Source organism: Xanthomonas sp. NCPPB 3174, from assembly GCF_056725205.1.
Window position 1 is genome coordinate 3,449,703 of sequence record NZ_CM161517.1, and the last position, 21,126, is coordinate 3,470,828.

At 71.5% G+C, this 21,126-nt stretch carries 15 protein-coding genes; 7 read left to right on the forward strand and 8 right to left on the reverse strand.

Annotated elements, in window-relative coordinates; translation table 11 throughout:
- Window positions 1–4: 4 nt before the first annotated feature.
- Window positions 5–1,345 carry a dicarboxylate/amino acid:cation symporter gene (locus AC1PK7_RS14940; protein WP_371184485.1) on the reverse strand — a complete coding sequence of 447 codons (1,341 nt, stop codon included), beginning with the start codon at window positions 1,343–1,345 and terminating at the stop codon, window positions 5–7.
- Between the two features lie 152 nt (window positions 1,346–1,497).
- On the opposite strand from AC1PK7_RS14940, the gene AC1PK7_RS14945 reads away from it, so the two are divergent.
- From AC1PK7_RS14945 to AC1PK7_RS14965, 5 genes are all read left to right on the forward strand, one after another.
- Window positions 1,498–3,204 (forward strand): alkaline phosphatase family protein, encoded by a 1,707-nt coding sequence (locus AC1PK7_RS14945; RefSeq protein ID WP_481098640.1) that lies wholly within the window; start codon window positions 1,498–1,500, stop codon window positions 3,202–3,204.
- Window positions 3,201–3,776: a WG repeat-containing protein gene (locus AC1PK7_RS14950; RefSeq protein WP_481098641.1), complete on the forward strand. Its 576-nt coding sequence runs from the start codon at window positions 3,201–3,203 to the stop codon at window positions 3,774–3,776. Before AC1PK7_RS14945 ends, AC1PK7_RS14950 begins: the two co-directional genes overlap by 4 nt.
- A gap of 407 nt (window positions 3,777–4,183) precedes the next feature.
- A complete protein-coding gene (gene tilS / locus AC1PK7_RS14955; RefSeq protein WP_481100903.1) occupies window positions 4,184–5,527 on the forward strand; it encodes a tRNA lysidine(34) synthetase TilS in 1,344 nt (447 codons plus the stop codon).
- Window positions 5,528–5,558: 31 nt separating this feature from the next.
- Entirely contained in the window at window positions 5,559–5,822 is a 264-nt protein-coding gene (locus tag AC1PK7_RS14960; protein WP_010344458.1) for an exodeoxyribonuclease VII small subunit, read from the forward strand.
- The gene (locus AC1PK7_RS14965; protein WP_481098642.1) at window positions 5,812–6,693 is read left to right on the forward strand and encodes a polyprenyl synthetase family protein; all 882 of its coding nucleotides are present in this window, start codon (window positions 5,812–5,814) and stop codon (window positions 6,691–6,693) included. Before AC1PK7_RS14960 ends, AC1PK7_RS14965 begins: the two co-directional genes overlap by 11 nt.
- Window positions 6,694–6,893: 200 nt before the next feature.
- Here AC1PK7_RS14965 and AC1PK7_RS14970 read toward each other — a convergent pair whose 3' ends face one another.
- On the reverse strand, window positions 6,894–8,450 hold the full coding sequence (locus tag AC1PK7_RS14970) for a GH39 family glycosyl hydrolase (protein WP_481098643.1): 1,557 nt from the start codon (window positions 8,448–8,450) through the stop codon (window positions 6,894–6,896).
- Window positions 8,451–8,707: 257 nt separating this feature from the next.
- Between AC1PK7_RS14970 and AC1PK7_RS14975 the strand changes: the two genes are divergently transcribed.
- Window positions 8,708–9,802, forward strand: coding sequence for a M35 family metalloendopeptidase (locus AC1PK7_RS14975; protein ID WP_209248285.1), 1,095 nt, complete (start codon window positions 8,708–8,710; stop codon window positions 9,800–9,802).
- A gap of 89 nt (window positions 9,803–9,891) precedes the next feature.
- Here the strand turns inward: AC1PK7_RS14975 and AC1PK7_RS14980 are convergent, their stop codons facing one another.
- The 4 genes from AC1PK7_RS14980 to pmbA all read right to left on the reverse strand — a co-directional run bounded on the left by AC1PK7_RS14980 (window position 9,892) and on the right by pmbA (window position 14,715).
- Window positions 9,892–11,025 carry a DUF1501 domain-containing protein gene (locus AC1PK7_RS14980; protein WP_481098644.1) on the reverse strand — a complete coding sequence of 378 codons (1,134 nt, stop codon included), beginning with the start codon at window positions 11,023–11,025 and terminating at the stop codon, window positions 9,892–9,894.
- A 37-nt stretch (window positions 11,026–11,062) separates the two neighbouring features.
- Complete coding sequence (locus AC1PK7_RS14985) at window positions 11,063–12,490, reverse strand: DUF1800 domain-containing protein (protein ID WP_481098645.1); 1,428 nt, start codon at window positions 12,488–12,490, stop codon at window positions 11,063–11,065.
- A gap of 169 nt (window positions 12,491–12,659) precedes the next feature.
- Entirely contained in the window at window positions 12,660–13,037 is a 378-nt protein-coding gene (locus AC1PK7_RS14990; protein ID WP_010344465.1) for a DUF4870 domain-containing protein, read from the reverse strand.
- Window positions 13,038–13,350: 313 nt separating this feature from the next.
- Window positions 13,351–14,715 carry a metalloprotease PmbA gene (gene pmbA, locus AC1PK7_RS14995; RefSeq protein WP_481098646.1) on the reverse strand — a complete coding sequence of 455 codons (1,365 nt, stop codon included), beginning with the start codon at window positions 14,713–14,715 and terminating at the stop codon, window positions 13,351–13,353.
- 95 nt (window positions 14,716–14,810) lie between these two features.
- Between pmbA and yjgA the strand changes: the two genes are divergently transcribed.
- Window positions 14,811–15,407 carry a ribosome biogenesis factor YjgA gene (gene yjgA / locus AC1PK7_RS15000; RefSeq protein ID WP_481098647.1) on the forward strand — a complete coding sequence of 199 codons (597 nt, stop codon included), beginning with the start codon at window positions 14,811–14,813 and terminating at the stop codon, window positions 15,405–15,407.
- 156 nt (window positions 15,408–15,563) lie between these two features.
- Here yjgA and tldD read toward each other — a convergent pair whose 3' ends face one another.
- Together tldD and AC1PK7_RS15010 are read right to left on the reverse strand one after the other, a co-directional pair.
- Entirely contained in the window at window positions 15,564–17,006 is a 1,443-nt protein-coding gene (gene tldD / locus AC1PK7_RS15005) for a metalloprotease TldD (RefSeq protein WP_481098648.1), read from the reverse strand.
- A 183-nt stretch (window positions 17,007–17,189) separates the two neighbouring features.
- Entirely contained in the window at window positions 17,190–21,083 is a 3,894-nt protein-coding gene (locus tag AC1PK7_RS15010) for a YhdP family protein (protein WP_481098649.1), read from the reverse strand.
- Between the last annotated feature and the right edge of the window lie 43 nt (window positions 21,084–21,126).

Sequence of the window (21,126 nt, forward strand, 5' to 3'; positions counted from 1 at the left end):
AGCATCAACGCACCTGGCCGGAGCCGTCGACCGGCGGATCTTCCAGGCCGACATTGCTCGATGCAGCTTCGTAGATGCTGCGGTCGAGCAGGCCGGTCTCCTTGGCCACCAGCACCGGCACCAGCATCTGCCCGGTCACGTTGGTCATGGTCCGCATCATGTCCAGCACGCGGTCGATGGCGTACAGGTAGCCGATCACCTCCAGCGGCAGGTTGGCCGCGCTCAGCACCACCGTGGCCATCACCACCGCGGTGCCGGGCACGCCGGCGGTGCCGAAACTGCCCAGCACCGAGGCAATCAGCACCACGAAATACTGGTTGGCGGTCAGCGGCACGCCGGTGTACTGGGCGATGAACACCGCGCACAGCGCCGGGAAGATCGCACCGCAGCCGTCCATCTTGATGCTGGCGCCCAGCGGCACGGCGAACGCCGCGTAGTCCTTGTTGACGCCGAGGTTGTGGGTGATCGAGCGCAGTGCCACCGGCATCGCAGCGAAACTGGACGAGCTGACGAAGGCCACCTGCATGCCCGGCGCGGCACCGCGGAAGAACTTCCAGGGGTTGAGCCCGTGCACCAGCAGCAGGCTGCTGTACACCACCACGATGTGGATCGCGCAGGCCAGGTACAGCGCCAGCACGAAATTGCCGAACGGCAGCAGCTTGCCGAAGCCGTAGCCGCCGACCAGTGCGGCGATCAGGCCGAAGGTGCCGAGCGGGGTCATCTCCAGCACGAAGCGGGTGACCTGGATCATGATCTCGCTCATCTGCTTGGTGAGCTTGCGCGCCTCGGCCACGCGCTCGCCGAGCTTGACCATGGCAAAGCCGAGCAGCGCGGCGAAGAAGATCACCGGCAGGATCGAACCGCGCCCGGCCGCCAGCACGGTCTCGCCGGCGGCGTTGGTCTTGGTGCCGATGCCGGTGAGCGCGTAGAACGGATTGGACGGCACCACGTCCAGCAGCACCTGCACCGGGCTGGGCACGTCGCGCGGGGTCCAGGCACTGTCCACGCGCAGGCCCAGGTGGCCGGCACCCGGCTGCAGCACGGTGCCCACGGCCAGGCCGACACCGACCGCCAGCGCCGCGGTGACCACGAACCACAGGAAGGTGCGCCCGCCCAGCTTGGCCACCGACTGCTGCCCGTGCAGCGCCGAGATCGCGTTGATGACGGCGAAGAACACCAGCGGCACCGCGATCATCTTGATCAGGGTGACGTACAGATCGCCCAGCGGCTTGAACCAAGTCTCCGCGGTCGGCCCGAGTGCCCAGCCCGCCAGGGCGCCCAGCAGGAAGCCGGCGACCACGCGCTGCCAGAACGGAATGCGTAACCAGGCCGTCACCAGTTTCATCGACGCTGTCCAGAGAGATCGGGGGGTTTCGCACGATAGCGCACCCCGGCAGCAGCGACGACGCCATGGCTGGAAAGGCGCGATGTCATCGGCGTGCCTTGTCGCAGCCGGCATAATGCGGGGGACTTCGTTGTTCAGGACCCGTTCTGCGTATGCGCCTTCCCGTTTCCGCCCTCGCCGCCGCCTCCACCCTGCTGCTGGGCGCCTGCGCCAGCGCGCCGCGCGCGCCAGCCGCCAGTGCCAACGTCGCGCCGATCGTCGTCCCCGCCGTGGCCCATCCGGCCGGCGAAACCCCGGCCTGGTGGTACCGCAGCGGCGCGGCCAAGGCCGCCAACAACGGTGCGATGCGCGGCAAGGCCAAGAACGTCATCCTGTTCCTGGGCGACGGCATGAGCCTGACCACGGTCGCCGCCGCACGCATCCTCGACGGCCAGCGCAAGGGCGCTTCCGGCGAAGAGAACCAGCTGTCGTGGGAGGCGTTCCCGGCCACCGCGCTGAGCAAGACCTACAACACCGATTCGCAGACGCCGGATTCGGCCGGCACCATGACCTCGATCACCACCGGGGTGAAGACCCACATGGGCGCGATCGGCGTGTCCGCCGGCAAGCGCGACGCCTGCGCCGACAGCCTCGGCAAGCAGTTGCTGAGCTGGCTGGAACTGGCCGACAGCGCCGGCATGGGCACCGGCATCGTCACCACCACCCGGCTGACCCACGCCACCCCGGCCGCGACCTACGCGCACGTGCCCGAGCGCAACTGGGAAAGCGACGCCGACCTGCCGGAGAAGGCGGTGGCCGAAGGCTGCCGCGACATCGCCCAGCAGATGGTGAGCGCGCGCTTCGGGCGCGGCCCGCAGGTGATGCTGGCCGGCGGCCGCGGCCAGTTCACCACCGTCGAGCAGCGCGACCCAGAGTACGACGACAAGGTCGGCCTGCGCCTGGACGGCCGCGACCTGGTCGGCGAATGGCGCCAGCGCCACCCGCAGGGAGCCTACGTGTGGACCCGCGGGCAACTGGAAGCGGCGCAGAACGCGCCGGCGCTGCTCGGCCTGTTCGAGCCGGACCACATGCAGTTCGACCACGACCGCGACCGCAGCGCCAATGGCGACCCGAGCCTGGCCGAGATGACCAAGGCCGCGATCCGCACCCTGTCGCAGGACAAGAACGGCTACGTGCTGATGGTCGAAGGCGGCCGCATCGACCACGCGCATCACGCCGGCAACGCCTACCGCGCGCTTGACGAGACCATCGCCCTGTCGCAGGCGGTGCAGGCCGCGGCGGAGGCGACCTCGGCCGAGGACACGCTGATCATCGTCACCGCCGACCACTCGCACACGCTGAACTTCGTCGGCTACCCGCAGCGCGGCAACCCGATCCTGGGCAAGGTGCGCGGCACCAGCGGCGAGGACGCCAACACCGGCGACCTGGCGCTGGACGGCAACGGCCAGCCCTACGCCACGCTCAGCTACGCCAACGGCCCCGGCTACACCGGCGCAAGCAACCAGCAGCCGGCCGGGGTCAAGACCTTCCCGCATGCGCCGAGCAATTTCGAGCCGGCCAACGGCCGTCCCGACCTGACCCACGTCGACACCGAAAGCCCGGATTTCATGCAGGAAGCGCTGGTGCCGACCAAGGCCGAGACCCACGGCGGCGACGACGTCGGCATCTGGGCGCGCGGCCCCGGCAGCAACGCCTTCCGCGGCAGCCTGGAAGAGAACGTGATCTACCACGTCATCGTGCAGGCCACCCCGACCCTGCGCGCGCGGCTGTGCCAGGCCGGCACCTGCAACGGCGACGGGGTGCCGGTGGAACTGCCCAAGCCGGCGGCGTTCATGACCAGCGCCGCGACCGCGCAGTGAGCCGCCTCCTGCCCCGGCCGTGGCGCCGTGGCCGCGTGCGTGCGGCAGCGGCGTTGCTCGCGCTGTCGGCAGCCGTCGCTGTTGCGCCGGCGCCGGCACAGGCGCAGCCCGACGACGCCTGCCGGCTCGCCGATCCGACGACCGACCGCGACGTCGTGCCGGGCTGCAAGCTCGGCGCCGACGGACGCCTGGCGCTGACGCCGCAGGCGCTGCGGCGCCTGCACTTCGATCGCGACGGCCTGGCGCTGCTGAGCGTCGGCGCACGCTTCTACTACGTGCGCGCCGATGGCCGCAGCCTGCCGGTGATCACCTGGGACAACGGCCCGGACGGCTTCGCCGAGGGCCTGACCCGCGGCATTTTTCATGGCCGGATCGGCTTCTACGACCAACAACTGCGCGAGGTGATCGCGCCGGTCCACTACTTCGCCTGGCCGTTCGAGCACGGCGTCGCCGCGGTCTGCGATGGCTGCCGCGCCGGCACGCCCGACGCCGATGGGCACACGCCGATGCAGGGCGGCCGCTGGTACTTCATCGATCGCCACAACCGCGAAGTGCCGGCGCCCAAGCACTGAGCCGATGATCGTGTGCGGCATGGCCGCGTTGTCGCAGAAGCGCCGACATGGCTGGTCCTCTGCAACGCTCCTCTTACTGCATCTCCCGCGATGTCGCGGGAAGCGCATCCTCCGCGAAGTGAGACATCCGCGCATCGGGACTGAAGTCCCTCCCACAGGGGCCAACGCACGTTGCGCGGCTTCAAGCGCCGTCACGTGCTGGCGGCCGACATCGAGCGGGCAACGGACTGACCAAGCACCCGGGACAGCCCAGGGTACCGACACCTGCTCTTGTGGGAGGGACTTCAGTCCCGACGCATTGAACTGAAAGGTGTGGGGACTGAAGTCCCTCCCACAACGCTGCCAAGCGCAAAGACGTCGCCATGCCACGCTTCGCGCTGACCTGTGCTTGCGTCTACAGTGACGCGATGCCGCCGCATGCTTCTCCACCGCCGCTGTCCGCACTCGCCGCCGCACTGCCCGATCCGGCGCCGGCGCCGCTGCTGCTCGGCCTCAGCGGCGGGCTGGATTCGACCGTGCTGCTGCACCTGCTCGCGCAACGACCGTCCTACCGTGACGCCGGCCTGCGTGCATTGCACGTACACCACGGCCTGCATGCCGATGCCGATGCCTGGGCCGCGCATTGCGCAACTGTGTGCAACGCGCTGGCGGTGCCGCTGCAGGTGGTGCGGGTGCAGGTGCCGCGCGACAACGGCGATGGCCTGGAAGCGGCAGCGCGGCAAGCACGGCGCCACGCCTTCGCGCAGGCGCTGCAGCCCGGCGAGTGGCTGGCGCTGGCGCAACACCGCGACGACCAGGCCGAGACCTTCCTGCTGCGTGCGCTGCGCGCCTCCGGCCCGGATGGCCTGGCAGCGATGCAGGCGCTGTCCGATTTCGCCGGCAGCCGCCTGTGGCGGCCGCTGCTGGCGCAGCCGCGCAGTACGCTGCATGCCTATGCACAGCAGCACGGCCTGCAGTGGATCGACGATCCCAGCAATGCCGACCCCGGCTTCGACCGCAATTTCCTGCGCCTGCAGGTGCTGCCGCTGCTACGCCAGCGATGGCCGCATGCCGACGCCGCCCTCGCCCGCAGCGCGCGGCTATGTGCCGACGCCAGTGCGCTGCTGGAGGCGGACGACCGCACGGCGCTCGATGCGCTGCAGGACAGCCCAGGCGCCCCACTGCCGCTCGCCCCGCTGCGCGCCCTGCCCGCGGCGCGACGCGCACGCGTGCTGCGCCACTGGGTCACGCAAGCCGGGCTGCCGCCGTTGCCGGCGGCCGGCCTGGCCGCGATCGACCACGACCTGCTGCAGCCGCGCGCCGATGCCGCGGCGCAGTTCGCCTGGCATGGCGCCTGCGTGCGCAGTTGGCGCGACATGCTGTACGCCGAGCGCGACCTCGCGCCCTGGCCGGCCGACTGGCAGGCACACTGGGACGGCCGCACTCCGCTGCCATTGCCCGATGGCCGCCGCCTGCACCTGCGCGCCGAGACCGCACTGGCCTTCGACACGCCGCTGCTGGTGCGCGCGCGCCGCGGCGGCGAACGCCTGCGCCTGCCCGGACGCACGCAGTCGCAGTCGCTCAAGCACCTGCTGCAGACGCAGGCGCTGCCGCCGTGGCGGCGCATGCGTCTGCCGCTGCTGTTCGATACCACGCAACTGCTGGCCGCCGGACCGGACCTGCTGGCCGCGCCACTGCATGACTGGCTGCAGACGCACGCCGCACGCCTGGACCTGGATCCGCTGCCGGCGCCGGCACGCGCCTCGCATTGACCCTGCTGCCGCCGCCGCGCACACTTTCGCCATGCCCAAGAAGCCCCAAGACGATGCCTCCCCGGTCGCCCGCTTCGAGCAGTCGCTCGAAGAACTTGAAGTGCTGGTGGAGAAGATGGAAGCCGGCGACCTGAGCCTGGAACAGTCGCTCAGCGCCTACGAGCGCGGCGTGGGCCTGTACCGGCAATGCCAGCAGGCGCTGGAGCAGGCCGAATTGCGCGTGCGCCTGCTCAGCGATCCCGAGCAGCCCGACAGCGCCGAACCCTTCGACTCCGTGCCGCCCCATGGCGGCTGAGGCGGCGTTCGCACGCTGGCGCGAGCGGGTGGAAGCCGGGCTGCAGGCGCAGTTGCCGGCGGCCACGCTGGCGCCGCAGCGCCTGCACGCGGCGATGCGCCACGCCACCCTCGGCGGCGGCAAGCGCATGCGCCCGCTGCTGGTCTACGCCAGCGGCGCGCTGTTCGGGGCCGATGCCGCGCGCCTGGACGCGCCGGCGCTGGCGGTGGAACTGATCCACGCCTATTCGCTGGTGCACGACGACCTGCCGGCGATGGACGACGACGCCCTGCGCCGCGGCCAGCCGACCGTGCACATCGCCTTCGACGAAGCCACCGCGATCCTCGCCGGCGACGCGCTGCAGAGCCTGGCGTTCGCGCTGCTGGCCAATGCCGAGGACGCGGCGCCGACGCTGCGCGTGCAGTGGCTGCAGACCCTGGCCGAGGCCGCCGGCGCGGCCGGCATGTGTGGCGGCCAGGCGCTGGACATCGACGCCACCGGCCGCGTGCAGGCCTTGGCCGACCTGCAACGCATGCATGCGCTGAAGACCGGCGCGCTGATCCGCGCCAGCGTGCGCCTGGGCGCACTCGGCGGCGGCGCCGACACCGCCGCGCTTGCGCAGTTGGATACCTTCGCCACCGCGCTGGGCCTAGCCTTCCAGGTGCGCGACGACATCCTCGATGTCGAAGCCAGCTCCGAACAGCTCGGCAAGACCGCCGGCAAGGACGCGGCGCAGGCCAAATCCACCTACCCGGCCCTGCTGGGCATGGACGGCGCCAAGGCCAAGCTGGCCGAACTGGCGCAGGCGATGCGCGACAGCCTGCACGGCTACGGCGACGCCGCCGATGCGCTGGCGGCACTGGCGCGGCTCGCGGTCGATCGCGCGCACTAGCGCACTGCGCCCGCACGCGCGCCGGCGTGCGACACGCGTCTCGCGCAAGCCGCACGGACACACACACGACGCCAGCAGTCTGCTGTGGCGACGGAGCGCAGCGTACGCCCACGCCACGAATGCGTGGCTGCAAGCGCGACCGAGGCTGCTCCCGCGCGAATCGGCGCGAGCACCGTGCCCACGACAAGCAGGGCACGCGCTCAGCGCGGACGCAGCTCCAGCAGCACCACGTCATTGGCCCGCATCGGCACGTCGAGCTGCGCGCGGCCATCGCGGCGCACCCGCAACTGTCGCAGCGCCGGCGCATCGGCGGTCAACGCCTGCAAGCGGCCTAGCTGCGTCGTGCTCAGCGTCGTCGGCGCGCCCATGCGCAGGTAGGCGCTGTAGGCATCGTTGGCGTCGAAACCGGTGCGACGGATCGCCACGCGGTAGGCGCCCGGCGCCAGCCCGCGCAATTGCAGGCGCAGCGGCGGCACCGGCGCGGCCGGCAGCACCTGGGTGAAATAGGGGCGATTGCTCTTGTCCTGGTGCGGCGCGACGAACTCCCAGGCCAGCACTTTCAGCACGCCGTCGTCGTAGGTCGCGTAGCTCTGCGGGTCGGCATTGCGCAATTGGCGTTCGCCCAGCGCGTTGAGATACCGATAGGCGAAGTACGCCGGCTTGCGCAGGCCCTGCGGATTGAGCAGGCCGAACCCGCCCTGGAACGGCGCGGTCGGTGGCCCCGGTTCCTCGAACAGATCGCTGTAGGTCCAGTAGCTCATGCCCTGCAACTGTCCTTCCACCGCGCGCAGCTTGCTCAGGATGTAGGCCGCGCTCAGGTAGCTGTCGTGCACCGGGTCGCGCGGCGTGTAGCTGCTGCTCCATTCGGTGAAGTACAACGGCAACCCGGGCATCGCCGAGTGCTGGATCTGCGCACGCACGCGGCGCACGTCGCCGCTGATCGCATCCGGCGCAGGCGACAGTTTGGTGTCGCTCTGGCCCTGCTCGTCCAGGAAGCCGCCGTCCACGCCATAGGTGTGGGTGGTGATGAAGTCCACCGGCGTGCCCGTCGCATGCGCCTGGGCGATGAAGGCCGGCACCCACTCCGCGCCCGCGGTGGCCGGACCGCCCACCCGCAACTGCGGATCGATGCGCTTGAGCGTGCGCACAGTCGCCGCGTACAGCGCGAAATAGGCGGATTGATCGGCGCCTTCCCAGAAGCCGGCGAGATTCGGCTCATTCCAGACCTCGAAATACCAGCGGCGCACTTCGTCCTCGCCGTAGCGCTGGCGCAGGTGGTGCACGAAGGCGTCCACCAGCGTGGTCCACCGGTCCAGCCGCGGGTGCGAGGTGTTGCCCTTCCAATAGAAGATGTGTTGGTCGGAGGTCTTCATCGCCTCCGGAGTGAACCCCAGTTCGACGAACGGGCGGATGCCCATGCCGAGCAGGCGGTCGTACAGACGATCGATGCCGCTCCAGTCGTAACGCGGTTGTCCGTCGACCTCGCGGTAGGTGCCCAGCACATCATGGAAGATCGCGTGGAAGCGCACGTAGCGGAACCCCAGTTCGTCATGCGCGGTGCGCAGTTGCGCCAGGCTGTCCTCGCGCCGCAGCGTGCCCGGATAGTCCGCGCCGACCGACAGATCGTAGAAGCGATCGCGCGGCGTGGTCGGCCCCTGCACGTCCAGCACGATCGCGCGCGGCGTGACCGGCGCGGCGAAGGCCACGCACGCCCACGCTGCCACCACAACGGCCGAGAGCAGGCGCAGACATCGCATGGCGGTTCCCCTGCATGAGGTGGACGCCGACTCTAGCATCGCCGCGACGATGCGTTCATCGACGCTCAGACGACGCGTCGTCGCGATGCATCGGATGTGGCGCCGCGTGCCTCGGTGACGCCGATATTGAGACCTGGCGCGCGCTTCGCTGGACGAAATCGAAGACAAACGCGCGTCGGGCGCGCACGCGCGCGGCACCGGGCTAGTTTGCTTCGGCCCCTGTCATGGGGCGCCCACCTTCGACGGAGAGAGACTGCATGAAACACGCATCCCGGATCTCGGCAGCGATCGGCTTCAGCCTGGTCGGCATCATCTCGGCAGCCACCGCGCAATCGCAACTCACGCGCACGCCCGCACCGCTGCAGGTCGAACTGACCCCGGTCGCCGACGCCGACGGCCAGCAGCGCGGCCAGATGGCGGTGACCGTCCGCAACACCGGCGCGCAAGTCGCGCGCGTGCCCAAGTGGGAACTGCCGCTGGGCGATCTCGACAACGCGCTGTTCCAGGTCCAGCGCGACGGCAAGCCGGTGGATTACGTCGGGCGCCTGGTCAAGCGCGCCGCGCCGCGCGCCGAAGACATGGTGGTGCTGCAGCCGGGCGAAACGCGTCAGGCGCAGATCGATCTCGGCCAGGCCTACGACCTGACCCGCAGCGGCACCTACAGCATCCGCCTTGACGCGCCGCTGCAGGGCGCCGCGTTCGCCGATGGCGCGCGCATGCTGCGCGCCGACGGCGAGCCGCAGACCCTGTCCAGCGCGCCGCTGACGGTGTGGCTGGACGGCGGCCGCGGCCGCGCGGTGCGCAACGACCTGATGGTCGGCCCGCAGGCGGTGGTCAACGGCATCAACTACGCCTCGTGCAGCACCAGCCAGATCAGCACCATCGGCAGCGCGGTGAGCGCGGCGCGCACCTACTCGCAGAACGCCAAGACCTACCTCAACGGCGGCAGCACCGGCGCGCGCTACACCACCTGGTTCGGCGCCTACAACGCCAGCCGCTACAGCACCGCCACCTCCAACTTCGTCAACATCGATTCGGCGATCGACCAGAACAACGGGCAGATCACCATCAACTGCGGCTGCAGCGACAGCTCCTACGCCTACGTCTATCCGGATCAGCCGTACCAGATCTACGTGTGCAACGCGTTCTGGAGCGCGCCGGTGACCGGCACCGACTCCAAGGCCGGCACCCTGATCCACGAAATGAGCCACTTCAGCGTGGTCGCCGGCACCCAGGACTACGCCTACGGCCAGAGCGCGGCCAAGAGCCTGGCCACCAGCAACCCGGCGCGCGCGGTGAAGAACGCCGACAGCCACGAGTACTTCGCCGAGAACAATCCGTCGCAGAACTGAGTCCGCTGCGCCGGTGAGTGCCCGGGCGCCGACCCACCGTCGGCGCCCGGTGCGCGTGCGGCCCGTGCCGCACGCCTTGGTCGGGTGTTCTAGGCCACCAATCCTTCCAACCTGGGCAATCCGGCGCTACCGGGAAACACCTGGGTGTCCAGCGCGCGCTCGGACACGCCCAGATGCGCAGCGAGCACGTGCCGGAACAGGCTGCGCAGGTCGCTGGTGGCACGCAGATCGCGCCCCTCGTTCAAGGCCCGCGGCGACAGGCCGGGCCAGTCTCCGGCGATGCGCCCGCCACGCACCGCGCCGCCAGCCAGGAAGGCCACGCCGCCGGTGCCATGGTCGGTCCCGCCGGTGCCGTTGACCGCCGCGGTGCGGCCGAACTCGGTCACCACCGCGACCACGCTGCGCGACCAGCAGGCCTGCGCGCCATCGTGGAATGCGCGCAGCCCCGCATCCAGTTCGCCCAGCTTGCGCTGCAGCACCGCGGCCTGGTTTCCGTGGGTGTCCCAACCGGCGTCCTCGACGAAGCCGATCCGCGGCCCGTCGGGCTTGGCCATGAAGCTGGCCGCCGCGCTCATCGCCTGCGGCAGTTGCCCGCCCTTCACGCTGTCCACCTGCATGCCCTGCTCGCGCAGCGCGTGCGCGAAATCGCCCGCCAGCTGCGGATCGGCGGCATACAGCGGCTGCAGGCGCTGCAGCAGGATCGGATTGACCGCGCTCGGCAGCGGCGGCGACCAACTGGTGACCGCGCCCGGGCCACGCATGATCAGCGGCGTCACCGCGCTCACCGATACCGCCTCGGCGCCGTGCAGGGCAAGCGCGCAGCGGTTGAGCCAGCCGCTGGAGGCGCCGCTGGGCCGCGCGGTGCCATTCTCCAGGCAATCCTGCGCCTCGAAGTGCGAGCGCTCGCGGTACGGCGGCGCCACCGCCACCACCGGCAGCCATTGCTTGCGCGCGTACAGTTCGTGCGCGAACGCCAGCGACGGGTGCAGCGCGAAGCTGCCGTCCAGGGCCAGGGTCTGCTGCGGCGCCAGTGCGCCGCGCAGGCGGGCGTAGTCGGGATCGGCGGTCGGCACCAGCGCGTGCAGCCCGTCCAGCGCGCCGCGCAGCAGCACCACCAGCAGGCGCGTATCGGCGCCCGGCGCGGCCAGGCTGCTGCCCGACCACAGGCTCAACACGGTGGCCGCACCGCTGGCGGCAAGGAAACGGCGGCGTGTCAGTTGCATCGGGGCTTCTCCCATCGCGGATCGGACCGCGCGCCGCTCAGGCGCGCCATTGGAAGGCCGGGCTGGCCAGCAGCACCGCCACGCCTTCGCGCGGCGATTCGGCACGCCGCACCGCGGTCAGCGTGTCCGCATCCGGACCATCGCCGAACGCGGTCGCGGCCAGCGTCAGCGGATCGCCCGGAGCCATCCCGGCCAGCGCCTCGGCGGCCTGCACGCGCTTCCACAGCGCGTCGGCGCCGCTCCATTCCGCCGCGACGTCGGCATAGCCGGCCGGCGAGCGCGGGGTAAACGGCGGCTGCCCCATCCGCGCCAGCAGGGTCAGCACGGTCTTCTGCTGCGGCGGCGCCTCGGGCCAGACACCTCCGGCGCGCAGTGCCGACACCACGAAATCCTGCGGCGGCTTGAACTTGCGCGCCTGCGCGTCCCAGGCCTCTGGGCTGTCGATCAGGGCGCGGTAGACGTGGCGCAGGTCGCCATCGTTGCGCCGCCACGCGTCGGCCATGCGCTGCACCAATGTCGGCGGCGGATCGTCGCGGACGAAGTGCCGGGCCAGCTTGAACGAGACGTGCTGCGCGGTGGCCGGGTGTCGCGCCAGCGCGGTGAGGATCGCCTCGCCCTGCGCCACGCCGTCCTCGGCATAGCGCCGGCCCAGTACCAGACGGCTGCCGGCGGCATGCGCCGGCGCGCGGAACACGAAGGCGCGCTCGGGCGCGCCCTGCTCGACATCGCGTGGTGCCGGCACGCCCCAGCCGGTGATCGCACGCGCCAGTTCGGTGACGTCGGCCTGGGTATAGCCGCCGTCCACGCCGACGGTATGCAGTTCCAGGATCTCGCGCGCCAGGTTCTCGTTGAGCCCCAGGCGGCGCGCCGGGCGTTCGGGATCCATGCGCATAGCCCGGCGCTGCGCGCGTTGCGCCAGCAGCGAGTCGGGGCCGACCGAATTGGCGTTGTCCAGGTAGCGCAGCATCGCCGGGTGCCGCTCCACCGCCAGCAGGAGGTCGGCGAAGCGGCCCATGCAGTGCGGGCGGATCGCCTCGCGCTCCATCGGCGCCGCGTACAGCGCAGCCGCACGCTTGTCGACCGAGACCGCGAAATGATTGGACCAGAACTGCACCAGGCGCTCGGCGAATCCGGCCGGGGTGGACACCGCGACCCGGTAGCGCGCCGCCAGTTCCTGCGCCTGTACCTGCCGGTACAGCCCGCGCGCGGCCTGCTGCGCCTGCCGGGCGGCCTGCTGCGGATCGCCGGCCGCCTGCTGCCGCGCCTGGCGGCGTTCGCGCTGGTAATCGGCCTCGCGGCGCAGGTAGGCCAGGCTGTCGGGCAAGCCCTGCAACTCCGCCGCCAGCGGGGGCGCCTGCAGCTGCGCGGCCAGCCAGTCGCGCGGCTCGCCCATGGCCGCCAGTTCCCCCGGACGGGCGCCCAGGCCGAAGCGGTTGGCGGCGCTCAAGCTCTCGCGGCGGATCATGCGGCGCTCCGGTGATGGCGACAGACTTGCAAACGCACCGCGCGGGCCGCGGTTGACCGGCCGGCGGCGGCGCGCCCGGCCGCCCTGCGCTCTCCCGCCGGAGCGCAGGGCGGGCACAAAAAAGGCCCGGCGCAACGGCCGGGCCTTCGGAGATGCCTCGCAGGTGCGCTTACTTGATCAGGCGCAGCGCGAACGGGTAGCGGTAGGCGACGCCTTCGTTGGCCTTGATGCCGGCCAGGATGCAGAGCACCAGGTTCACCACCCACACCACCGGCGCGAGCAAGCCGCCGATGATGATCACGCTGAGCACCATGCAGATCACGTAGGCGATGGCGATGGTGATCTGGAAATTCAGCGCTTCCTTGGCCTGATCGTTGAGGAAGGACTTGGCCGGGTTGTCCTTGTTCACCAGCCAGATGATCAGCGGCACGATGAACCCGAGGAGGATCCCCGACAGATGGGTGATCAGCGCGACCGTGCGGTCTTCCTGGGGGCCTGCCGAGGCCGGCGGCGGCGGCGGGGCGGTGACGTTGTCGAATTCGCTCATCGGTATTCCGTTCCTTTGGTGGTGAGGGGACAAGACGTTTGGCGCGTCACTCTCGGCGGCCCGCGCAGCGCTGTCAAGCGAGGCCGGCACAGCGGGACGCGCGCCGCGCCGGGCGCCGCGCCGGTCCGTCGGCCCATACGGCAGCGGATCGCGCTCGCCCCATCACAGCGTCGGGGCGATCGGGCCAGCGCATCGCCATGAGTCACAGGTGCAGTGCCGCCAGCGCCTGCAGCACCAACGCATGGTGCGCGATGCCCACGCCCCGGGCGTGCGACGTTGCCGACGCCACCTTTCGCGGCGCGTGTTGCGGCCCTCAGTCGTTGCCGGCCACCGTCATCCGGCCGACCAGCACCGCCCCGATGTGCACGTGCGAGCGCACGTCGATATCGGCGCCGACCGCCTCGATGTCCTGGAACATCTGCCGCAGGTTGCCGGCGATGGTGATCTCGTCCACCGGATAGGCGATTTCGCCGTTCTCGATCCAGAACCCGCCGGCACCGCGCGAGTAATCGCCGGTCACCGGGTTGACGCCGTTGCCCATCAGGTCGGTGACCAGCAGGCCGCGCGGCAGGCCCTTGAGGATGGCCCGCAGATCCTCGGCGTTGGCCGCCACCTGCAGGTTGTGCACGCCGCCGGCATTGGCGGTGGTCTGCAGGCCCAGCTTGCGTGCCGAATAGCTGCCCAGCACGTAGCGCTGCAGCACGCCGTCGCGCACCAGCGGCGCGTCGCGGGTGGCCACGCCCTCGCCGTCGAAGGCGGCCGAGCGCAGGCCGCGGCGCAGGTGCGGCCGTTCGTCGATCGCGAACCACTCGGGGAACAGGCGGGTGCCGGCGCTGTCGAGCAGGAAGCTGGCGCGACGGTAGAGCGCACCGCCGGACACGGCGCCGAGCAGATGCCCGATCAACGAGCGCGCCATCTCCGGCGCGAACAGCACCGGCACCTCGCCGGTCGGCAGCGAGCGCGGCTGCAGCCGCGCCACGGTGCGCTCGGCGGCGCGGCGGCCGATCGCCGACGCGCGCTCTAGGTTCTCGCGCGCCAGCGCGCTGCTGTACCAGCCATCGCGCTGCATGCCGTCGCCCTGCCCGGCGATCAGCGTGCAGGCGAGCGAATGATGGGTGCTGCGCTCGCAGCCGATGAAGCCATGCGAATTGGCGTACACCGACAGGCTCTCGCTGGTGCCGGCCGAGGCGCCGTCGGAATTGCTGATGCGCGCGTCGGCGTCGCGGCCGGCGGCCTCGCAGGCCAACGCCAGATCGATCGCCTCCTCGGCCTGCAGCGGCCACGGATGCCAACGGTCGTAATCCGGCTGCTCGCGCGCCATCAGTGCCGCCTCGGCCAGGCCGGCGGCCACGTCGTCCTCTGTGTAGCGGGCGATCGCGCAGGCCTGGGCGACGGTGGCCTCCAGGCTGGACTCGTGCAGGTCGGCGGTGCTGGCGCTGCCCTTGCGCTGGCCGAAATAGACGGTGACGCCGATGCCGCGGTCGCGGGTGGATTCCACCGTCTCTACCGCGCCCAGGCGCACGTTGACGTCCAGCCCGCGGTCTTCGCTGCAGCTGACCTCGGCCTGGCTGGCGCCGAGCGCGCGGGCGCGCGCCAGCAGCCGCTCGGCGATGTCGGACAGGCGCTCCAGGCGCTGCTGGCTGTCGTCGCGGTGCAAATCGGGGGTGATCGCGTTCAATGCTTTATCCTTGTTGTGCGAATCCCTTCGCCCCTGTCCGGCCGTCCTGGCCGGATGTGTTGATTTGATTTCCAGCCCGATCGAGTAGTACGAGCATGCGCGGACGCGACGAAGACACCGGTGAATTCCGCGGCGAAAGCCGCAGCCAGCAACGCCGCGAGGCGCTGGAAGTGCTGAGCCTGGGCGAGAAGCTGGTGGCGCTGACCCCGGCGCAACTGGCCAAGCTGCCGGTGCCCGAGTCGCTGCTGCCGCACATCGCCGAGACCAAGCGCATCACCTCGCACATCGCGCACAAGCGGCAACTGGCGTTCCTGGCCAAGCAGATGCGGCGCGAGGACGAAGCGGTGCTGGAGGCGATCCGCGAAGCCATGGACGTCAACAGCGACAGCGCGCGCCGCGAAGTGGCGGCCATGCATCGGGTCGAGGACTGGCGCGAACGGCTGCTCGCCGAAGGCGACACCGCGCTGGCCGAACTGCTGGCCGAACACCCCGACGCCGACCGCCAGCGGCTGCGCCAACTGGTCCGCAACGCCAAGGACGAACGGCTGAAGAACAAGCCGCCGCATGCCTATCGCGAGTTGTTCCGCGAGCTGCGCGAGATGATCCTGGGTGCCGCGTCGGGAATGGGGAATGGAGAATCGGGAATCGAAGAAGCGGACAACGACGCGGCGTTCGACGACACGCGCGACTGAGGTGCGGCAACGTCGACTGCCGCGCACGACAGCCGACGCGCTCCCAGCCCAGCGATCGCGGCGCGCGATGAACCTACCCGCCAGGCCGGCAACGCCGCAGCACACCGCGGCTCTGGCTTTGCCGATTCCCGATTCCCGAATCCCCACTCCCGGCCCCTAAGCCGTCCCGCCCACAGTCAGCCCGTCGATCAGCAGCGACGGCTGGCCCACGCCCACCGGCACGCTCTGCCCGTCCTTGCCGCAGACGCCGACGCCTTCGTCCAGCGCCAGGTCGTGGCCGATCATGCGCACCTTCTGCATGGTCTCCGGGCCGTTGCCGATCAGGGTGGCGCCCTTCACCGGCGCGGTGACCTTGCCGTCCTCGATCAGGTAGGCCTCGGTGGCCGAGAACACGTACTTGCCGCTGGTGATGTCGACCTGGCCGCCGCCGAAGTTGACCGCGTACAGGCCCTTCTTCACCGAACGGATCATCTCCTCGGGATCGTGCTGGCCGGCGCGCATGTAGGTGTTGGTCATGCGCGGCATCGGCAGGTGCGCGAACGATTCGCGGCGGCCGTTGCCGGTCGGCGCCACGCCCATCAGCCGCGCGTTGAGCGTGTCCTGCATGTAGCCGACCAGCACGCCGTCCTCGATCAGGGTGGTGCAGTGGGTCGCGGTGCCCTCGTCGTCGACGTTGAGCGAACCGCGGCGACCGTCCAGGGTGCCGTCGTCGACGATGGTGACGCCGGGCGAGGCCACGCGCTGGCCGATGCGGCCGGCGTAGACGCTGGTGCCCTTGCGGTTGAAGTCGCCTTCCAGGCCATGGCCGACCGCCTCGTGCAGCAGCACGCCGGGCCAGCCCGGGCCCAGCACCACCTGCATCACCCCGGCCGGCGCCGGCACCGCCTCCAGGTTCACCAGCGCCTGGCGCAAGGCCTCGCGGGCGAAGGCTTCCGGACGGCCATCGGCGAACAGCGTGGTGTAGTCGTAGCGGCCACCGCCGCCGGCATAGCCGGATTCGCGGCGGCCCTGCTGTTCCACGATCACCTGCACGTTCAGCCGCACCAGCGGGCGCACGTCGGCGGCGAGCACGCCGTCGCTGCGCGCCACCAGCACCGTGTCCACGCCGCCGGACAGGCTCACCATCACCTGCTGCACGCGCGGGTCGGCGGCGCGCAGGTACTGGTCGAGCCGCCGCAGCAGCTCCACCTTGTGCGCGTTGTCCATCGCGTCCACCGGATCCAGCGCCGGATACAGCGCGCGGCCGCCGCCGCGCTGCAGCGCGTGCGCCGGCTGCGCGCCGCCGCCGCGGGAGATGGCCCGCGCCGACTGCGCCGCGGCCAGCAGCGCGTCGCGGTGGATGTCGTCGGAATAGGCGAAGCCGGTCTTCTCGCCGGAGATCGCGCGCACGCCCACGCCCTGCTCGATGGAGTGGGCGCCGTCCTTGACGATGCCGTCCTCCACGCTCCAGCTCTCGCGCCGCGAATGCTGGAAATACAGGTCGCCGAAGTCGATGCCGGGGCCGAGCAGCGTGCCGAAGGCGCGCTCCAGGCTGGTGGCATCCAGGCCGGCGGGAAGCAACAGGCGGGTTTCGGCGAGGCTCAGGGCGTGATCGTTCATGAGCTCAACATGGGGGAGGAAGGCGCGCAGCGCAAGCGGCGGGCAGCACCGAACGGGAATGGACAGCGCGCTGTGGGTCTCTGTCATCACCACGTCCCTTGCGTAGGAGCGGCTTCAGCCGCGAGGGGCCTTACCGGTAACGCCCCATCGCGGCTGAAGCCGCTCCTACGGACGGCGCGCGATCTAGGGCGTACCCGACGGCGCCGGCGGCCGCGCCGATTCGCGCTCGATCACGTCCACCTTGGGGTCCTTCCACGGCCCGGTGACCCGGTAGGTGCGCGCGCCGATGTTACCCAGCGGCTTGCCCAGCACCGCGTTGGCGGCGGCGCCGACCGCCGCGCCGACCGGTCCGCCGGCCACCGCGCCGACCACGGTCAGCAGGTTGCCGGACTTGGGATTGACGTCGATGGTCTGGTCGAACTGCTGCGCGCGCAGGTCGGCCTCGCCCCGCACCTTGATCTCCGCGGCCGGACCATCGATGACCAGGTTGTCGCTGCGCGCCATGCCGTCGCCGAAGCGGATCTGGCCGTCGATGCGGTTGAAGGCGAAGCCCTTGGAGAAGAAGTCGCGGAAATCGAACATCAGCCGCCGCGGCAACTGCGCCACGCTGAGCAGGCCGAGCACGCGCCCGGCGCCCGGGTTCAGTTCCAGCAACTGCCCATTGCGCGCGGCCACGTCGAGCTGGCCCTGCACCGTGGCCAGTTGCAGGCCGGACGGCGTGCCCGGCCAGGCGGCGCTGAGCGTCAACTGGCCTTCGCCGCCGCGCACCTGCCCGCCGAAATCCAGGTTCTGCATCAACTCGCCCAGGTCGCGGCTGTCGACGTTGGCGTTGAGCCGGGTGCGAGCGGTGGCGCCCTTGCCACGCCAGTCGCCGCTGATGTCGATCTTCTGCTTGTCCGAGCGCAGGTGCAGCTGGTCCACCTGCATGCCGTCGGCGAGCTTGCGCGTACGCAGCGAGGCCGCGCCGAGCGTCATCGCGCCGAAGCGCAGGTCGTCCACGTCCAGCGCCAGCGCCGGGATGGAGCCCGGGTCCAGGCTGTCGGCGAACGGGCCGGCCGGGACCGGGCCGGCGCTGCCGGCCACGCCGCTGTCGGCGGGCGTGGCGACCACCGCGGTCGGCGTGCCGTCCGCCGCCGGCAACGCGGCCGTGGCCGAGCGCCAGTGCACCCGCGCCAGGCGCCCGCCGAGCACGCCGCCGTCCTTGGTCGGCACGCTGAGGTCGCCGGCCAGGGCCGGGCCATCCAGGTGCACGTCGATGCTGTCGGCCTGCGGCAGCAGGCGCAGGCGGGTGCTGTCGAACACCCCGCCCAGCAACAGCAGATGGTCGGCGAGGATGTCGATGCGGCGCAGCGGCATCGGGTCTTCGCCGCCGTTGGCCGCGGCGGCGTTCGGGTCGGGGCGGCTGACCACGCCGATCCAGTCGATGGCGTTCAGCGCCGCGGTGCGCCCGCTCACCACCAGGCCGCTGGCCGGCGGTTCGTCGGCGACGTGATCGCTGCCCATCACCACGCGCACGCCAGTCTTGCCGCCCTGGCTGCGCGCGGCCAGCGCCATCAGCTTGCCGAAGGCCACCTCGATGCGGCCGCTGCCGACCGGCAGCGGCACGTTGACCGAGGTCGCCAGCGGCGTCGCCGGCGCCTTGTCCATCGGCGCCGGCATCAACAGCTCGGTGCCGACCAGGTCCGAGCGCAGTTGCAGCCGCGTCGGCGGCTGCGCGCCGCCGTCGGGCGTCTTGGGCAGGCCGACGCCGATGTTCCAGCGCGAGCGGCCCTGCACGTAGGGCTTGAGCCAGGCCATTTCCGGCACCCGGTCGAGCAACTCGTTGGCGTCCAGCGCCGCGCTCAGCGCCGCCTCGAAGGCTTGCTGCGGATCCTGCACGCCGTCGCCAGCACGCAGCGCCAGTTCGCCCTGATGGCCCTGGTAGGCCACGCTCAGCTTCTGCGCGGCGAATCCGGTATCGCTGTAATCGGCGCTGCCGCGCATGTCGTCGAAAGCCAGGTCCCAGCGCTTGTCGGCGATGTGCGCGCCGAGCAGGTCGACCGTGCCGCGCAGGTGGTGGGTGCCGACACCGGCACGCAGCGGCTGCAGCAGGTCGAAGGTGACATCCGCCGGGCCCGAGGCGCTGAGCGCATCCAGGGTGTCGCCGTAATGGGCGTGCAGCGGACTCTGCCGCAGCATCGCCAGCAGCTTGCCGGTCTCGGCGCGGGTGCTGGCCAGCACGCTGAGCTGGCCTTCCTTGTAGTCGGGCAGCGCCGCCGACAGCTGCTCCACCGGCACCCCGCCCATGCTGCCGCGGCCGTGCACCTCGAAGCCGTTGCCGATGAAGGCGACGCTGGCGTCCACGTTCTCCACCGCCGGCCAGTCGTGCTGGAAGCGCACCTTGGCGTCCTCCAGCCGCGCGGTCGCCTCGAAGCGGCCGTTGTGGTCGGCGAACGGCCAGTCGTCCAGATCGCCGGAGACCAGCGCATGGCCGTCGCGCAGGCGCCCGCCCTGCAGCGCGGCGTCGAGCCAGTCGGTGGCGGCCTTGCTCATCTTGGAATGGACCCAGAACTTCTTCGCCGCCACCACCGGCGCGTCCTGCAGGTCGGCGGCCAGGTCGATCCACGGCCGCGAGCCGTCGTCCTGGAAACGCAACCCGCCGCGCACGTCGGCGCCGTAGTCGCTGCCCTGCACGCGCAGTCCCGGGGTCGCCACGCGCAGGCCGTCGCCGTCGCGGAAGGCGACGATGCGCCCGGCCAGTTGGACCTGGTGAACCACGCCGAAGCCGCTGGGCCAGTCGACGCGGACCGGGCTGCCGGCCTCCAGCGCCAGCTCGCCGGCCTGCGCGTCGCCGTCGAAGCGGCCGCGAAGCCCGCTCACACCGGGCGCGCCGCCGGCCGGCGCGAACGCCAGCTCGGCCAGCCGGCCCTGGCCGTACAGCGGACCACCCGGAACCCCGCTCACCGCCACCTGGGTCAGTTGCAGGCGCGGCTTCGCCACCGCCAGCCAGCTGCGCAGGCTGGGCGAAAGGCGGTCGCTGAGCCCGGCCACCGCGATCAGCGGCGCCACGTCGAGATGGTCGCCGAACAGGGCAAAGCGGCGCCCGCCGGCCACGGTCAGCCCATCCAGGCGCTGCAGCGGCTGCCCGGCCTGGCCGAACTGCAGCTGCGGCGCATCCAGCCGCCAGCCGCCGTCGATCTGGCGCCAGCGCGCCGTCGCACGGAAGGTGGTGAAGGCCAGCGACGGCCGGGTGCGGCCGTCGGCCAGCGGCGCCCCGCGCAGCCGCAGATCGCGCAGCGTGGCCTGCACGGTCACCCCGGCGACACGGCGCTGCTGCAGGTCCAGCCAGCCCTGGACCTCGCCGACGCCGCCCTGCAGTTCGATCCCGGCGGCATGCAGCAGGCCCGCCCAGCCGGCCAGCTCCGCCGGGCGCACCGCCAGATAGGCCTGGCCGTCGCCGCTGCGGCGGTCCAACTCCAGCACCGCGGTCAGCGGCGCCTGTTGCAGGTCGCTCCAGCCCTGCACGCCGACCTGCAGGCGCTCGCCGTTCACGCGCATCCGCAGGTCGATCTTCGGCACCTGCGCTTCCAGGCCCAGCGACGGGGCGTGCACGCGCAGGCGGCCATCGATGACCTGCAGTTCGCCCAGCCCCTGCAGCGCATCCAGCGGATCGCCGCCCTGCCCCGAGGTCGGCAGGCCCTGCACGCTCCAGTTGCCGTCGTCGGCGCGCAGCAGGGTCAGCGCCAGGCCGCGCAGGCGCAGCTCGGTGAACGAACGCCCGGGCAGCAGCCCCGCGTACATCGACACCAGCACCTCGGCCTGGCCGATGCGCACGCCGTCGCCGGCGCCGATGCGCAGGCCGTCCAGGCGCAGCAACGGACCGCGCCGGGTCCAGGCCGTCTCCAGCCGGTCGAAACGGATCGGCCGCCCGGCGCGCTCGCTCAGCCACGCCGCCACCTGTTGCGGATGCTGCTCCACGAACGGCAGCGCCTGGCTCAGCGCCCCCACCGCCAGGGCCACGCACACCAGCCCGATCGCCACCGCATAGAACGCGAAACGGCGAGCCAGGCGCAGGCGGCGGCGCAGGGGGGGATGCATCAGGGGCCGGGATTGGGGATTGGGGATTGGGGATTCGCAACAG

Coding starts and splice junctions, on each gene's coding strand:
- AC1PK7_RS14940 (WP_371184485.1), bottom strand. CDS start 1,345: ATGAAACTGGTGACGGCCTGGTTACGCATTCCGTTCTGGCAGCGCGTG.
- AC1PK7_RS14945 (WP_481098640.1), top strand. CDS start 1,498: ATGCGCCTTCCCGTTTCCGCCCTCGCCGCCGCCTCCACCCTGCTGCTG.
- tilS (WP_481100903.1), top strand. CDS start 4,184: ATGCCGCCGCATGCTTCTCCACCGCCGCTGTCCGCACTCGCCGCCGCA.
- AC1PK7_RS14960 (WP_010344458.1), top strand. CDS start 5,559: ATGCCCAAGAAGCCCCAAGACGATGCCTCCCCGGTCGCCCGCTTCGAG.
- AC1PK7_RS14965 (WP_481098642.1), top strand. CDS start 5,812: ATGGCGGCTGAGGCGGCGTTCGCACGCTGGCGCGAGCGGGTGGAAGCC.
- AC1PK7_RS14970 (WP_481098643.1), bottom strand. CDS start 8,450: ATGCGATGTCTGCGCCTGCTCTCGGCCGTTGTGGTGGCAGCGTGGGCG.
- AC1PK7_RS14975 (WP_209248285.1), top strand. CDS start 8,708: ATGAAACACGCATCCCGGATCTCGGCAGCGATCGGCTTCAGCCTGGTC.
- AC1PK7_RS14980 (WP_481098644.1), bottom strand. CDS start 11,025: ATGCAACTGACACGCCGCCGTTTCCTTGCCGCCAGCGGTGCGGCCACC.
- AC1PK7_RS14985 (WP_481098645.1), bottom strand. CDS start 12,490: ATGATCCGCCGCGAGAGCTTGAGCGCCGCCAACCGCTTCGGCCTGGGC.
- AC1PK7_RS14990 (WP_010344465.1), bottom strand. CDS start 13,037: ATGAGCGAATTCGACAACGTCACCGCCCCGCCGCCGCCGCCGGCCTCG.
- yjgA (WP_481098647.1), top strand. CDS start 14,811: ATGCGCGGACGCGACGAAGACACCGGTGAATTCCGCGGCGAAAGCCGC.
- tldD (WP_481098648.1), bottom strand. CDS start 17,006: ATGAACGATCACGCCCTGAGCCTCGCCGAAACCCGCCTGTTGCTTCCC.
- AC1PK7_RS15010 (WP_481098649.1), bottom strand. CDS start 21,083: ATGCATCCCCCCCTGCGCCGCCGCCTGCGCCTGGCTCGCCGTTTCGCG.